This is a genomic window from Pseudonocardia oroxyli (assembly GCF_900102195.1).
Lineage (GTDB): Bacteria > Actinomycetota > Actinomycetes > Mycobacteriales > Pseudonocardiaceae > Pseudonocardia > Pseudonocardia oroxyli.
The window spans coordinates 215,976-229,028 of sequence record NZ_FNBE01000006.1 but is presented as its reverse complement, the minus strand read 5'-3'; the positions used below and the strand labels follow the sequence as shown (position 1 = coordinate 229,028).

Annotated in this window: 10 protein-coding genes; 5 read left to right on the top strand and 5 right to left on the bottom strand. The window is 74.0% G+C overall.

From position 1 onward, the window contains the following. The first annotated feature begins 27 nt into the window (after positions 1-27). The 3 genes from BLS43_RS11600 (at position 28) to glmS (ending at position 6,038) form a co-directional block, all read left to right on the top strand. A complete protein-coding gene (locus BLS43_RS11600; protein WP_245707436.1) occupies positions 28-3,870 on the top strand; it encodes an ABC transporter ATP-binding protein in 3,843 nt (1,280 codons plus the stop codon). A gap of 61 nt (positions 3,871-3,931) precedes the next feature. Further along, positions 3,932-4,195, top strand: coding sequence for a hypothetical protein (locus BLS43_RS11595; protein WP_245707435.1), 264 nt, complete (start codon positions 3,932-3,934; stop codon positions 4,193-4,195). A gap of 7 nt (positions 4,196-4,202) precedes the next feature. Continuing rightward, a complete protein-coding gene (gene glmS / locus BLS43_RS11590) occupies positions 4,203-6,038 on the top strand; it encodes a glutamine--fructose-6-phosphate transaminase (isomerizing) (protein WP_093082228.1) in 1,836 nt (611 codons plus the stop codon). 43 nt (positions 6,039-6,081) lie between these two features. Here the strand turns inward: glmS and BLS43_RS11585 are convergent, their stop codons facing one another. The 3 genes from BLS43_RS11585 to BLS43_RS11575 form a co-directional block, all read right to left on the bottom strand. After that, positions 6,082-6,963 carry an endonuclease domain-containing protein gene (locus tag BLS43_RS11585; RefSeq protein ID WP_093082223.1) on the bottom strand — a complete coding sequence of 294 codons (882 nt, stop codon included), beginning with the start codon at positions 6,961-6,963 and terminating at the stop codon, positions 6,082-6,084. A gap of 147 nt (positions 6,964-7,110) precedes the next feature. Continuing rightward, the gene (locus tag BLS43_RS11580) at positions 7,111-7,686 is read right to left on the bottom strand and encodes an MSMEG_0567/Sll0786 family nitrogen starvation N-acetyltransferase (protein WP_245707434.1); all 576 of its coding nucleotides are present in this window, start codon (positions 7,684-7,686) and stop codon (positions 7,111-7,113) included. Continuing rightward, on the bottom strand, positions 7,683-8,837 hold the full coding sequence (locus BLS43_RS11575; protein ID WP_093082219.1) for an MSMEG_0568 family radical SAM protein: 1,155 nt from the start codon (positions 8,835-8,837) through the stop codon (positions 7,683-7,685). Before BLS43_RS11575 ends, BLS43_RS11580 begins: the two co-directional genes overlap by 4 nt. Positions 8,838-8,900: 63 nt before the next feature. Here BLS43_RS11575 and BLS43_RS11570 point away from each other — a divergent pair, with 63 nt between their 5' ends. After that, positions 8,901-10,040 carry an MSMEG_0565 family glycosyltransferase gene (locus tag BLS43_RS11570; protein WP_176921281.1) on the top strand — a complete coding sequence of 380 codons (1,140 nt, stop codon included), beginning with the start codon at positions 8,901-8,903 and terminating at the stop codon, positions 10,038-10,040. On the opposite strand, the gene BLS43_RS31020 is transcribed toward BLS43_RS11570, so the two are convergent. Further along, on the bottom strand, positions 9,988-10,566 hold the full coding sequence (locus BLS43_RS31020; RefSeq protein WP_176921280.1) for a CGNR zinc finger domain-containing protein: 579 nt from the start codon (positions 10,564-10,566) through the stop codon (positions 9,988-9,990). The two genes, BLS43_RS11570 and BLS43_RS31020, sit on opposite strands and share 53 nt — an antisense overlap. Positions 10,567-10,604: 38 nt before the next feature. Between BLS43_RS31020 and BLS43_RS11560 the strand changes: the two genes are divergently transcribed. Continuing rightward, on the top strand, positions 10,605-11,438 hold the full coding sequence (locus BLS43_RS11560) for a pyridoxamine 5'-phosphate oxidase family protein (RefSeq protein ID WP_218129791.1): 834 nt from the start codon (positions 10,605-10,607) through the stop codon (positions 11,436-11,438). On the opposite strand, the gene BLS43_RS11555 is transcribed toward BLS43_RS11560, so the two are convergent. After that, complete coding sequence (locus BLS43_RS11555) at positions 11,424-12,971, bottom strand: GAF domain-containing protein (RefSeq protein ID WP_245707433.1); 1,548 nt, start codon at positions 12,969-12,971, stop codon at positions 11,424-11,426. The two genes, BLS43_RS11560 and BLS43_RS11555, sit on opposite strands and share 15 nt — an antisense overlap. Positions 12,972-13,053 lie beyond the last annotated feature (82 nt).

Genomic DNA, 13,053 nt, shown 5'->3' with positions numbered 1-13,053 from the left:
GTCGGTGCCCGGGCGTACGTTGGGTCGGTGCCCGACGCTCCCCCCACCCGCTCCTGGATCCGCCGCCTCGCCCGCGAGTGTCTGACGCACCGGGGCGTGGCGATCGGCGCGTTGGTCGCCTCGGTGCTGGGGGTCAGTCTCGACGCGCTGGGTCCGCTGCTCACCCGCGCCGCGGTGGACGACGCGGTGGCGGGCGTCACCGACACCCTGACCGTGATCGTCGGGGCGTTCCTCGGCCTCGCCGTGATCCGGTTCGGCGCGTCCTTCCTGCGCCGCTACCTCGCGGGCAGGCTGGCCCTGGACGTGCAGCACGACCTGCGGCGGCAGGTCTTCACCGCCGTGCAGCGGCTCGACGGGCGGCGCCAGGACGCGTTGCGCACCGGCCAGGTCGCCTCCCGGGCCATCACCGACCTGCAGCTCGTGCAGTCCCTGCTGTCGATGGTCCCGCTGACCGCGGGCACGATCGCGCTGGTCGTCGCCTCCGTGGCCGCGATGCTGTGGCTCTCGCCGCTGCTCACCGTGATCTCGCTGGTCATGCTGCCGCTCGCGGCGTACATCACCAGCCGCACCCGCCGGTCGCTGTTCCCCGCCACCTGGTCCGCCCAGCAGCGGGCGGCGGACGTGGCGCAGCAGGTCGAGGAGACCGTCACCGGCGTGCGCGTGGTGAAGGGCTTCGGGCAGGAGAACCGCGAGGTCGCCACGCTGGAGGGCCTGGCGCGGCGGCTGTTCGGCGAGCGCCTGCGCGCCGCGCGGATGACCGCCCGGCTCAACCCGGTGCTGCTCGCGCTGCCCACGCTCGGGCAGGTCGCGGTGATCGGCGCGGGCGGGTACATGGCGATGACCGGGTCGATCACGCTGGGCACGTTCCTGGCGTTCACCACCTACGTCGCCCAGCTCGTGGGGCCCGCCCGCCTGGTGGGCTCGCTGGTGGTGTCCGCGCAGCTCGCGCGGGCCGGCGTCGAGCGGGTGTACGACCTGGTGGACGCGGAGTCGGAGGTGCGGGACCCGGCCGCGCCCCGGGCCCTGCCGGAGGGCCCGCTCGCCGTGGAGCTCGACGGGGTGCGGTTCGGGTACGAGCCCGGCCGCCCGGTGCTCGACGGCGTGTCGGTGCGCGCCGAGCCCGGGGAGACCCTGGCGATCGTCGGCACCGCGGGCTCGGGCAAGTCCACCGCGGCGCAGCTCGTCCCGCGCTTCTACGACCCCTGGGACGGGGCCGTGCGGATCGGCGGCGTGGACGTGCGGGAGCTGCGGCTGCACGACCTGCGCTCCGAGCTGGGGGTGGTGTTCGAGGAGGCGTTCCTGTTCTCCGACACCATCCGGGGCAACATCGCCTACGGCAGGCCGGACGCCACCGAGGAGGAGATCCGCACCGCCGCCGAGGCCGCTCAGGTGGCGTCGTTCGTCGAGGCCCTGCCCGCCGGCTACGAGACCGAGGTCGGCGAGCGCGGGCTCACCCTGTCCGGCGGGCAGCGGCAGCGGATCGCCCTGGCCAGGGCCCTGCTGACCGATCCGCGGGTGCTCGTCCTGGACGACGCGACCTCGGCCGTGGACACCGCCACCGAGGCCGCGATCCACGAGGCCCTGCACACGCTCGTGCGGGGGCGTACCACGATCCTCGTCGCCCACCGGCGCTCCACCATCGCGCTCGCCGACCGGGTGGCGGTGCTCGACGGGGGCCGCCTCGTGGACGTCGGGACCGAGGCGGAGCTGCAGCGCCGCTGTCCGCTGTTCCGCGAGCTGCTCGCCACGGCGGGGACCCGCGAGCCGGTCGCGCCGCCGAGCGCGGGCCCCGCGGGGGATCCGCTGCCCGCGGCGGCGCCCGCCGTCGCCGTGCCCGCGGACGGGGTCACCGCCGAGCTGTGGCCGCAGGAGTCCGCGGAGTCCGGGGCATCCGCGGCCGTCGTCGAGTCCGATCGGGCACTGCGCACCGCCGCCGCCCAGGCGGGCGGGCCGGGGGGACCGCCGTCGGGCCGCACCGGCCCGGGCGCCGGCGGGATGGTCGGCGGCATCGCGGCCACGCCGGAGCTCCTCGCGGCCGTCGCCGCGCTGCGGCCCGCCCGGGACACCCCGCAGCTCGGGGACGTCGACCCGGTGGCGCCGGACCCCGCGTTCCGCCTGGCCACGCTGCTGCGGCCGGTCCGGTGGACCCTCGCGCTGGGCATGGTCCTCGTCGCGCTCGACGCGCTGGCCACGCTCGCGTTCCCGACCGTCGCCCGCTACGCCGTGGACGGCGGGATCACCGCCGGGGTGTCGCAGGTGCTGCTGATCGCGACCCTCGCCGGGGTCGGCATCGTGCTGGCGGACGCCCTGGTCGTCGGGTTCCAGACGATCGTCACCGCGCGCGCCGGGGAGAGCCTGCTCTACCTGCTGCGCATCCGCAGCTACGCGCACCTGCAGCGGCTCGGGCTGGACTACTACGAGCGCGAGCTGTCCGGCCGGATCATGACCCGGATGACCACGGACGTGGACGCGCTGTCGACGTTCCTGCAGACCGGGCTCGCCCAGGCCGTGGTCAGCCTGCTGACGGTCGGCGGCGTGGCGGTGGCGCTGCTGGTCACCGACCCCGAGCTCGCCCTGGTGGCGCTCGCGGTGCTGCCGGTCCTGCTGGCCGCGACCGTGGTCTTCCGGCGCAAGTCCTCGCGGGCCTACGCCGAGGCCCGCGAACGGGTCAGCATCGTCAACGCGGACATGCAGGAGAACGTCACCGGCGTCCGCGTGGCGCAGGCGTTCGTGCGCGAGGAGCGCAGCGCCGAGGCGTTCACCGCCCGCAGCGACGCCTACCGCCGCACCCGCATCCGCGCGCAGGGCTACATCGCCACGTACTTCCCGGGCGTCGCCTTCCTCAGCGACATCGCGCAGGCCGCGGTGCTCGGCGTCGGGGCCGCCCGGGTGGCGGGCGGCGACCTGACCCCCGGCGTGCTGACCGCGTTCCTGCTGTACCTGGGCCTGTTCTTCGCGCCCGTGCAGCAGCTGTCCCAGGTGTTCGACGGCTACCAGCAGGCCCGGATCGGCCTGCTGCGCATCTCGGACCTGCTCCGCACGCCGAGCTCGATCCGCGAGGACCCGACCGTCCCGGCGCCGGCGCGGCTGCGCGGCGCGGTCGAGCTGCGGGAGGTCACGTTCCAGTACCCCGGCGTGGAGGAGCCCGCTCTGGCGGACGTGTCGCTGTCGGTGCGTCCGGGGGAGACCGTCGCCCTGGTCGGGGCCACAGGGGCGGGCAAGTCCACGCTGGTCAAGCTGCTCGCCCGGTTCTACGACGTGGGCTCCGGGTCGTTGCTGGTCGACGGGGTGGACGTGCGGGACTATCCCTTGGAGGGCTACCGGCGCCGGCTCGGGTTCGTGCCCCAGGAACCGCACCTGTTCACCGGGGACGTCGCGGCCAACATCGCCTACGGGCGGCCCTCCGCCGCGCCCGCGGAGATCGAGACGGCGGCGCGTGCGGTCGGCGCGTTGGAGCTGGTCCGGACCCTGCCGAACGGGTTCCGCCAGCCCGTCGGCGAGCGCGGGCAGGGGCTCTCGGCCGGGCAGCGCCAGCTCGTCGCCCTGGCCCGCGCCGAGCTCGTCGACCCGGACGTGCTGATCTTCGACGAGGCCACCGCCGCGCTGGACCCGGCCACCGAGGCGGCCGTGCTGGCCGCGGGGGACCGGCTCACCGCGCGTCGCACGGCGTTCGTGGTGGCCCACCGGCTCGCCACGGCCGCCGCCGCGGACCGGATCGTCGTGTTGCACCGGGGTCGGGTCGTCGAGGAGGGGCCGCACGCCGAGCTGCTCGCGGCGGACGGGCGGTACGCCGCGCTGTGGCGGGCCGGCGAGCTCGAACCGGTCGCCGACGCGGAGGTCGAGGACGGCTCCACGGCGCGTTCCGCCTGATCCCTGCCCGGAATCGGGCAGCGATTTTGACTTCCTCGTGTCATCCGGCACGATCCGGGGTGTGCCGCAGCATGCCGAGCTGGTCGAGTACCTGACCGGTACCACGTCGCTCAGCCCGGGGGAGGCCGCCCGCGTGGTCGACGAGGTGCTCACGTACTTCGGCGAGTCCACCGAGGCGTTCGTCCGGAGGCGGCACGCCGAGCTCCGCACGCGCGGGCTCCACAACGACCGGATCTTCGACCGGATCGGCGCCGAGCTGGCGGTGCGCCGGGTGGCGCCCCCCGCGCTGTCCGCGCGCCAGCTCCGGCGCCTCGTCTACGGATAGGAGTGCCATGTGCGGCATCGTGGGGTATGTCGGCAGCGCTGATGCGGCGCCCATCCTGATCGAGGGCCTCAACCGGCTCGAGTACCGCGGGTACGACTCCGCGGGCGTGGCGGTGATCGACCGCGGCCGGCTGAAGCTGTGCAAGGTCAGCGGGCGGGTCGCGGACCTGCAGGAGGAGCTGCCCGCGCGGTTCAAGGGCTCGGTCGGGATCGGGCACACCCGGTGGGCCACCCACGGCGAGCCCACCGTCGCGAACGCCCACCCGCACGTCGACGGGGCGGGCCGGATCGCCGTCGTGCACAACGGCATCATCGAGAACGCCGAGGAGCTGCGCGCCAAGCTGCAGGCGGACGGTGTGGAGTTCACCTCGCAGACGGACACCGAGACCGTCGCGCACCTCGTCGCCGCCGCGCTCGCGGGCGGCGCCGAGGACCTCGAGCAGGCCGTCCGGCAGGCGCTGCGGCAGGTCGTGGGGGCCTACGGGATCGCGGTCGTCGACACGGAGAACCCGGACCGGATCGTCGTCGCCCGCAACGGCTCCCCGGTGCTGCTCGGCGTGGGGGAGCGGGAGATGTTCGTCGCGTCGGACGTCGCGGCGCTCGTCGGCTACACCCGCCAGGTCGTCTACCTCGACGACGGCGAGCTGGCCACCATCACCGCGGGCGGCTACCGCACCTTCACCCTCGACGCGCGCACCACCGCCAAGTCGGTCTCCGAGGTCGACTGGGACGTCGTCGGCGCCGAGATCGGCGACCACGCGCACTTCCTGATCAAGGAGATCGGCGAGCAGCCGCGGTCCATCGAGCGCACCCTGCGCGGCCGGATCGACGAGCGCTTCAACACCGCCCACCTCGGCGGGCTCAACCTCTCCGTGCGGGAGGCCCGCGAGTTCCGTCGGGTGAAGATCCTCGGCTGCGGCTCGGCCTGCTACGCCGGTGACCTCGGCGCCCAGCTCATCGAGGACCTGGCCCGGATGCCGGCCACCTCGGAGTCGGCGAGTGAGTTCCGCTACCGCAACCCGGTCGTCGAGCCGGACACCCTCTACGTCGCGGTGTCCCAGTCCGGCGAGACCGTCGACACCCTCGCCGCGGTACAGGAGCTGCAGCGCAAGGGCGGGCGGGTGATCGGGATCGTCAACGTGGTGGGCTCGACGATCGCCCGCGCCGTCGACGGCGGCATCTACATCCACGCGGGCGCGGAGATGTCCGTGGCCGCCACCAAGTCCTTCACCTCCACCGTGGCGGCCTTCGCGCTGCTCGCGGTGCACCTGGGCCGGATGCGGGACCTCGCCCCGACGGAGGGCAGGCGCATCCTCGACGGTCTCGCGGCGCTCCCGGGGCAGATCGAGGAGATCCTCGACGCGGAGAAGCGGGACGGGACCATCGAGGCCGTCGCGCAGGAGATCGCGCGGCGCAACTCGGTGCTGTTCATCGGGCGCAGGCGCGGGTGGCCGGTCGCGAAGGAGGGCGCGCAGAAGTTCAAGGAGGTCTCCTACGTGCACGCGGAGGCCTACGCGTCCGCCGAGCTCAAGCACGGGCCGCTGGCCCTGGTCAGCCCCGAGCTGCCGACCGTGGCCTGCGTGCCGGACGACGACCTGTTCGACAAGAACACCTCGACGCTCGCCGAGATCAGGGCCCGCCGCGGCCCGGTGGTCGCGCTGGCCCACCGCGCGCTGCCCGAGGACCTGGCCGACCGCACGATCGTCGTCCCGCGCAGCGAGCCGGAGCTGGACAGCATCCTGATGAGCGTCCCCCTGCAGCTCCTGGCCTACCACGCCGCAGTGGCCCTGGAAAGAGACGTCGACCGCCCCAGAAACCTCGCGAAGTCCGTCACGGTCGAATAGCACTATGGAACCTTGATGCGCGGTGAAGCGCTTTCCTTTCGCATCAAGGTTCCATAGTGCTGAGGGCGCCGCGGATCTCCGCGACCATGCGGGCGGGGTTGCGGAGGAGAGCCGCCGTGACGAAGACGACCCGCCACCCCGCCGCCTGGACGCGGTTCAGACGTTCCCGGTCCTTGTTCAACGCCCAGATCTGATTGTCGCGCCACGCCCCGTCGTACTCGACCGCGACCTTGCGCGCGGGGAACGCGAGGTCGACGAGTGCGATCCGCTCGCCTCCGACCTCGATCCAATACTGGGCCACCGGGTCGAGGCCTGCCAGGACGAGATGGACCCGCACCTTCGACTCCGGTACGGAGTCGGCGACGCCCGTGGCCAGCTGCTCGGCCTGCCGAGCCACCACGATCCCGTTGTCGTGACGCGCGCGGAGCGCTGCGGCCAGCTCGGCACGGTCGACGAGACCGCATCGGAGCACCTGGTCGAGGTCGGCGGTCGAGTCGGGCAACGCGCGGCCGAGGAGCAGGTCCAGGCCCATACGCAGCGGCGAGGCGATCAATCCGCCACCCCACGGCGCAGAGTCCTCCGCCCGCAGCTCGGTCCGTCTCAGGAGGACACCGCTTCGGCGACCGATCCGGAGCGTCAACGGCGCCACGACGTCCACCGGATCGTCTCGCCAGGCGACCGGGGCGCCGCGCACGCTCGCGGCCGCCCGTCCCGTGATCACCGCCCCCGCTGGAAGGGCCAGCGCGGCCGCCCGGGCCCTCAGCTCGTGGGTGACGGGAATGCCGGACCAGGTGTAGACGTCACGGAACAGGCGCTGAACCCGGGGCCTACGGAGGTCGTTGCGGCTCAGGTAGCCGTGCGTCACGGCCTCGGAACCGCGAAACAGTTCGAGATGGGCGATGCCGGCGACGGACGAGGATCTCATGCCGCCATCGTGCGACACCCCTCCCCGAGGCCAGGCCGTCAAGGGCCCGGGAGGCCGAATCCATCCACACGAACCCCGGCCCATCCACAGCCCGAAACCCACCGCACTATGGAACCTTGTTGCTGAATTGAAGCGCTTACCCGCGCATTAAGGTTCCATAATGCATTCGGGGCGGGGGCCGGCCAGCCATTCTGTCGTCGGGGTTTGTAGGGCGGTGGTCATCGGGACGTGCTCGGTGCCGACGTAGATCTCGCGCGGTCCCGCGGTGCTCCAGCCGAGGCGGTGGAAGAAGCGCTCGTTGGCCACCTGCACGTGGGCGTGCATGCGGGTGCCGTCGTGGGCGCCCGCGGCCGCCACCGCGAACCGCACCAGCGGGCCGCCGATCGCGGCGGAGCGGAACTCCGGCAACACCGCCAGGCGGTCGCCCATCCATTCGCCGCCGCCGAGCGGGTAGAGCCGGACCGTGCCCGCGGGGCGGCCGAGGTGGGTCGCCAGCACGTGGACGACGTCGTCCCGGGCGTCGTGCGCGTCGACGTCCGTGCCCCCGTTGTCCCCGAACAGGCCCTGCTCCTCGACGAACACCGCGTGGCGGATGGCGTGGTGCGCGGCCCGGACGTCCGGGCGGCGGGCCGGGCGGACCAGCACCGGGTCCACCCCCACCAGCACGCTCACCGGGGCGACGGGCCGGATCCGGGTCGCCCGCTCGGGGACGACCGCGGTCACTTCCGCATGCCGATCTGGAAGACGCCCGGGGTGCCGCCGCCGGACCCGCACGGCGTGGCCCCGCCGGACTGCTGCACCAGGTTCAGCGACGAGCAGGCCTGGCAGCGCGCGCACCCGGCGACCGCGGTGTCGGCGCCGAGCCCCTTGGCCTCGAGGAAACCGGCCACGCGCCGGTAGATCGGCTCGGTGTACTCCCGGGACGGCGCGGGCACGTCCGCCATCAGCGACCCCGCCACGGGCCGCAGCGGCACCACGAACGGGTACACCCCGATGTCCACCGCGCGTCGGCACATCTCGACGGTGAGCTCGGGGTCCTCGCCCATCCCGAGGATCACGTACGTCGACACCCGGCCCTCGCCGAACAGCGAGACGGCCCGCTCCCAGGCGCGGAAGTACGTGTCGATCCCGGTGCGGAACTTGCCCGGGGCGACGCGCGCCAGCACCTGCGGGTCGAACGTCTCGATGTGGATCCCGACGGAGTCGACGCCCATGTCGTGGACCTGGTCGATCACGTCCAGGTCCCGCGGCGGCTCGAACTGCACCTCCACCGGCAGACCCGCGGCCTCCTTCACCGCCTGCCCGCAGCGCGCCACGTACAGCGCCCCGCGGTCCGGCGCGACCGAGGACCCGGTGGTCAGCGTGGCGTCGACGGCGCCGTCGAGGTCGCGGGCGGCCACGGCCACCTCGGCCAGCATCTCGGGGGTCTTCTTCGCGATCGTCGAGCCCGCGGCGAGCGAGAGCCCGATCCCGCAGAATCCGCACTGGTCGGAGTTGCCCCAGTAGTTGCAGGCCTGGACCACGGTCGAGGCGAGCGAGTCCAGGTGCAGCAGTGCGATCTTGTGGTAGGGCACACCGTCCGCGGTCTCGAGGTCGTAGAACCGCGGCCGCTTGGTGCCGGACACCGAGGCGACCTTCACCCCGTCGCGGTAGACCCCCTGACCGTCGTCCTCGGCGCGCAGCGCGTACGGCGACGTCGGGTTCGGCGGCACTGTCACCGGCACGCCGTCGATCCAGAGGAACCCGGAGTCCGACGGCCCGGCCCCGCCCTTGCGTCCCGTCTCCAGCTCGGTCTCGATCCGCAGGCCCACCGCCTGCAGATCCATGATCAGCTCGGCGGTCTGCGTCGACGTCCGGTCGTCCACCACGGTCATGCGTGGGCTCCTCCACTATCGGACACGGTCGTTTCCCATCAGAGAATTCACTATGGTGGACGCGTGCGCAACATCGTTGATCCGGGGGTGGCAGGAGGCGGAGCCGACGGGGTGGGTGAGCGGGTCGCCCTGATCACTCACTCCACGACTCCCCGTGGCGGCCACGTGCACACGCTCGGTCTGGGCGAGGCGCTGCACCGCGCCGGTCACCCCGTGCACCTGTTCGCGCTCGGCGAGCGGCTCTACCGGGACGTCGACCTCCCGCACACGCTCGTCCCCGGCCCCCGCCGCGACGGGACGACGCTGACCGAGCGCACCCTGGACGGCATCGAACGGCTGACCGTCGCGCTGGCGGAGCACATCGACCGGTTCGACGTCCTGCACGCCCAGGACTGCATCGCCGCCCGCGCCGCGTCCGCGGCCCGGGCCCGGACCGGCGCGGACGTGACCGTGCTGCGCACCGCCCACCACGTGGACGACTTCACCACCCCGGTGCTCGTGGAGTGCCAGCGTCGCGCGATCACCGAACCGGACCGGGTGCTCGTGGTGTCCCGGATGTGGCAGGACATCCTCGCGCGCGACTTCGGGGTGGCCGCGACGATCGTGCCCAACGGCGTGGACCTCCGCCGGTTCGCCACCCCCGCGCCGGTTCCGCGCCCGCCGGGCTTCCTGCTGCTCGCCGTGGGCGGGATCGAGCCGCGCAAGGGCACCGTGCACCTCGTCCGCGCGCTCGCCCGGCTCGGCGAGCTCGCGCCCGCGCTGGTCGTCGTCGGCGGGCACTCGTTCCAGGACTTCGCGCCCTACCGGGACGCGACGCTCAAGGAGGCCGCGGACCTCGGCGTCGCGGTCCACGAGGTCGGCACCCTGACCGACGACGAGCTGGCCGGCTGGTACGCCGCCGCGGACGCGCTGGCCTACCCGTCGGTCGCCGAGGGCTTCGGTCTGGTGCCGATCGAGGCGATGGCGCTCGGCCTGCCCGTGGTGGCGAGCGACCTCGCGGTGTTCCGCGAGCACCTGACCGACGGCGTCGACGCCCTGCTGCCGCCGGTCGGCGACGACGCCGCGCTGGCGGGCGCGCTGCGGCGGGTGATCACCGAGCCCGCGCTGCGCGAGTCCCTGCGCGCGGCGGGCCGGGCCACGACGAGCGCCTTCACCTGGGCGAACGCCGCGGCCGCGCACCAGGAGGTCTACCGGACGCTCTAGCCGCGTGGGCGGCGACCTTGTTCCGGTTGCCGCACGCCTCCATGCTGCACCACCGCCGGGTGTGGCTGCGCGAGGTGTCGAGGAACAGCAGCACGCAGGTGTCGTGGTTGGCGCAGCGCCGCAGCAGCCCGCCACCGGTGAGCACCCGGGCGCCCGCGTCCGCCAGCACCCACGGCAGCGCCGCGGGATCCGCCGTCAGGTCCACCCGGGGGAGGAGCTGCAGGCCGTCGGGACCGGCGCGCAGCACGGTGCCGGGGGCGTCCGCGAGCACGGCGTTCAGTCGGTCGGTCGGGACGGGCTGCTCCGCGAGGACGGCGTCGAAGGCCTCCTTCAGTGCGCTCCGCACGTCCAGCACCGCGGCGTGCACCTCCGGCGACACCGCCGCGGGTGATCCGAGGCCCGCCGCGGCCGTCCAGGCGGCGAGGTCCGCGGGGGTGGGGATCAGGTCGAGCGGCGCCCCGGCCTCCACGATCACCGTGTTCACCAGGTCGAGGGCCGGGTCGCCGCCGCGGAACAGGAAGCTCACGTCGACCACCGTACTCGACTAACCGTCATAATGCGTCTATGGTGGTTAGCATGGGCTTCCACGAGGGCGAGCTGCTCGTCCAACAGCGCGCGCAGGTCGCAGACCGCGCGGACCAGCTCGCCGGCATGCTGCGGGCCCCGCGGCTCGACGGCGGCATGGCCGCGTTCGCGGCCGAGCGGGACCACGCGGTGATCACCGCCCGGGACCCCGAGGGCAGGCTCTGGACCTCGCCGGTGTTCGGCGAGCCCGGCTTCCTGCGGGCGTACGGCGCCACCCTGGAGGTGCACGCCGTCCCGCTGCCGGGCGATCCGCTGCACGTGCTCACCGAGGGCGGCCCGGTGGGCTCGATCATGGTCGACTACGCCCGCAGGCGGCGGCTGCGGGTCAACGGGACCCTGGCCCGCGTCGGCCGGGCGGGGTTCACGATCGAGGCGGACCAGGCCTACGGCAACTGCCCCCAGCACATCCCGTGCCGGGAGGCGACGGCGATCGGCGAGGTCCGTCCGGTCGTCACCCGCCACGAGGGGCTCACCCCCGAGGTGGCGGAGCGGCTGCGCGCGGCGGACTCGTTCCTGCTCGGCACCGTGCACCCCGAGCGGGGCGCGGACGCCTCGCACCGCGGCGGCCCGGCCGGGTTCGTGCAGGTGGACGACGGCGTCGTCGGCTGGCCGGAGCTCCCGGGCAACAACCTGTTCAACAGCCTGGGCAACCTCGCGGTGGACCCGGAGGCGGCGATGCTGGTCCTGGACCTCCGCCATGGGCGCAGCCTGCAGCTGTCCGGCACGGCGCAGATCGAGTGGTCGGGCACCGACCGGCGGGTCCGGTTCGTGCCCGAGGTGGTCGTCGAGACGAGCGGCCTACTCGGCCAGTAGCCGCGCCACCCGCGACTCGGCCATCGCCCGCCGCGGGTCGCCCGCGGGCAGCGTCTCGACGAGGCGCTCGTGCGCCTCCAGGTCGTCACGCCCCATGCGGTGGGTCGCGTAGGCATGGACGAGCTCGGCGTCGTCGGAGTCCAGGACCGCGCGGCGCAGGCCGACCTCGAGCTCGTCTCGCGCGCCGCGGATCTCCGGGGCGTCCGAGCGGGGGAGCAGTGGACCCGCGCACGCGTGCAGCGCGTCCGCGATCCGCCCCTCCCGCAGCGCGCGGCGGACGGTGTCGAAGTCCGCGTCCACCGTCGCGGCGAGCCGGTAGGGGCGGGTCTTCAGCACGTCGGTGCCGATCAGCTGGCGCAGCCGGTGGATCTCGCCGCGCACGGTGGTCTGGTTGCCGTCGTCGCCGTAGAGCAGCAGGGCGAGCCGCTCGGCGGTCAGGCCCTCCGGGTGCAGCGCGAGGGCGGCGAGCAGCTCGGCGGGCCGGGTGGTGAGCGCGTGCGTCTCGCCGTCGAGGACGACCGACGGGTTGCCGTCCCCGAGGAACCGCAGGGACAGCGAGTGACCCGGCGCGGCGGACGCCGAGGCGCGCCTGCGGGTCGCCGACAGCAGGAAGCCCTCGGCCAGCGGCTCGACGTGCATCTCCCGGCCGTCCGCGAGCCGCAGGCGGTCCTGGCCCGCCTCCAGCCGCACCCGCTCCGGCCAGTCGCCGAACGGGTCCCCGGCGATGATCCGGCCGGTGGGGGTGACGAGCGCGCCGGGCGTGCCCCGCAGCGAGGCCAGGTGTCCCTGGTTGCGGGCACGCAGCCGCTCGTCGGCGATGGCGAGCTGCATCCGCATCTGGTTCTCGGCGAGCTGCGCGGTGGCCGTGACCAGCGCCAACATCGCCGGATGGATGGTGCGGCGCGGGCCGGTGATGTCGATGGCGCCGATGATCCGCCCGGTGTCGGGGTCCATCACGGGCGCGGCGACGCAGGTCCACGCGTGCACGGCGCGGACCAGGTGCTCGGTGGAGTGGATCTGCACCGGCCGCCCGAGCGCGAGCCCGGTGCCCATCGCGTTGGTGCCGATGGCCTCCTCGGACCAGTTCGACCCCTCGACGAGACCGACCCGGTCGGCGGGGCCGAGCACGGCGCTGGCCCCGTCCCGCCACAGGACCGTGCCCTCCTCGTCGGTCACGACGACGACGTGCTTGGCCTCCTCGGCGATGCTCAACAGGTTGTCCCGCAACAGCGGCATGACCTTGTGCAGCGGATGCGCGTCGAGCCGGGCTCGGCTCTCGGCCGGGTCGAACCGCAGCGGCGGCAGCGGCGTGGCCGGGTCGATCGCGGCGGCGAGGCTGCGCTCCCAGGACTCGGAGACGAGCCTGCGGACGGTCGCGTCCCCGGTGTCGTCCAGCACGGCCTCGAACAGCTCGTCGATCCGCTGGGACGACGAGAACGAGGAGGCGAGCGACGAGGAGAGCGACGAGGACATCGACGCGGGCAGGCCGGAGCTCGGCTCGCGCTCGACCACCCCGTCGACTGGCACCGGCACCCCGACTTCCCGCGTCCTGATGCGCCTCATCATCGCCTCACGTCCGCCCCGCCGGCAAGGCGAGGTTGCGCCTGTCCGAGGG

Excerpts from the sequence above, each read along its gene's own strand:
- glmS (WP_093082228.1), top strand. The coding sequence starts at position 4,203 with ATGTGCGGCATCGTGGGGTATGTCGGCAGCGCTGATGCGGCGCCCATC.
- BLS43_RS11585 (WP_093082223.1), bottom strand. The coding sequence starts at position 6,963 with ATGAGATCCTCGTCCGTCGCCGGCATCGCCCATCTCGAACTGTTTCGC.
- BLS43_RS11575 (WP_093082219.1), bottom strand. The coding sequence starts at position 8,837 with ATGACCGTGGTGGACGACCGGACGTCGACGCAGACCGCCGAGCTGATC.
- BLS43_RS11560 (WP_218129791.1), top strand. The coding sequence starts at position 10,605 with ATGGTGGTTAGCATGGGCTTCCACGAGGGCGAGCTGCTCGTCCAACAG.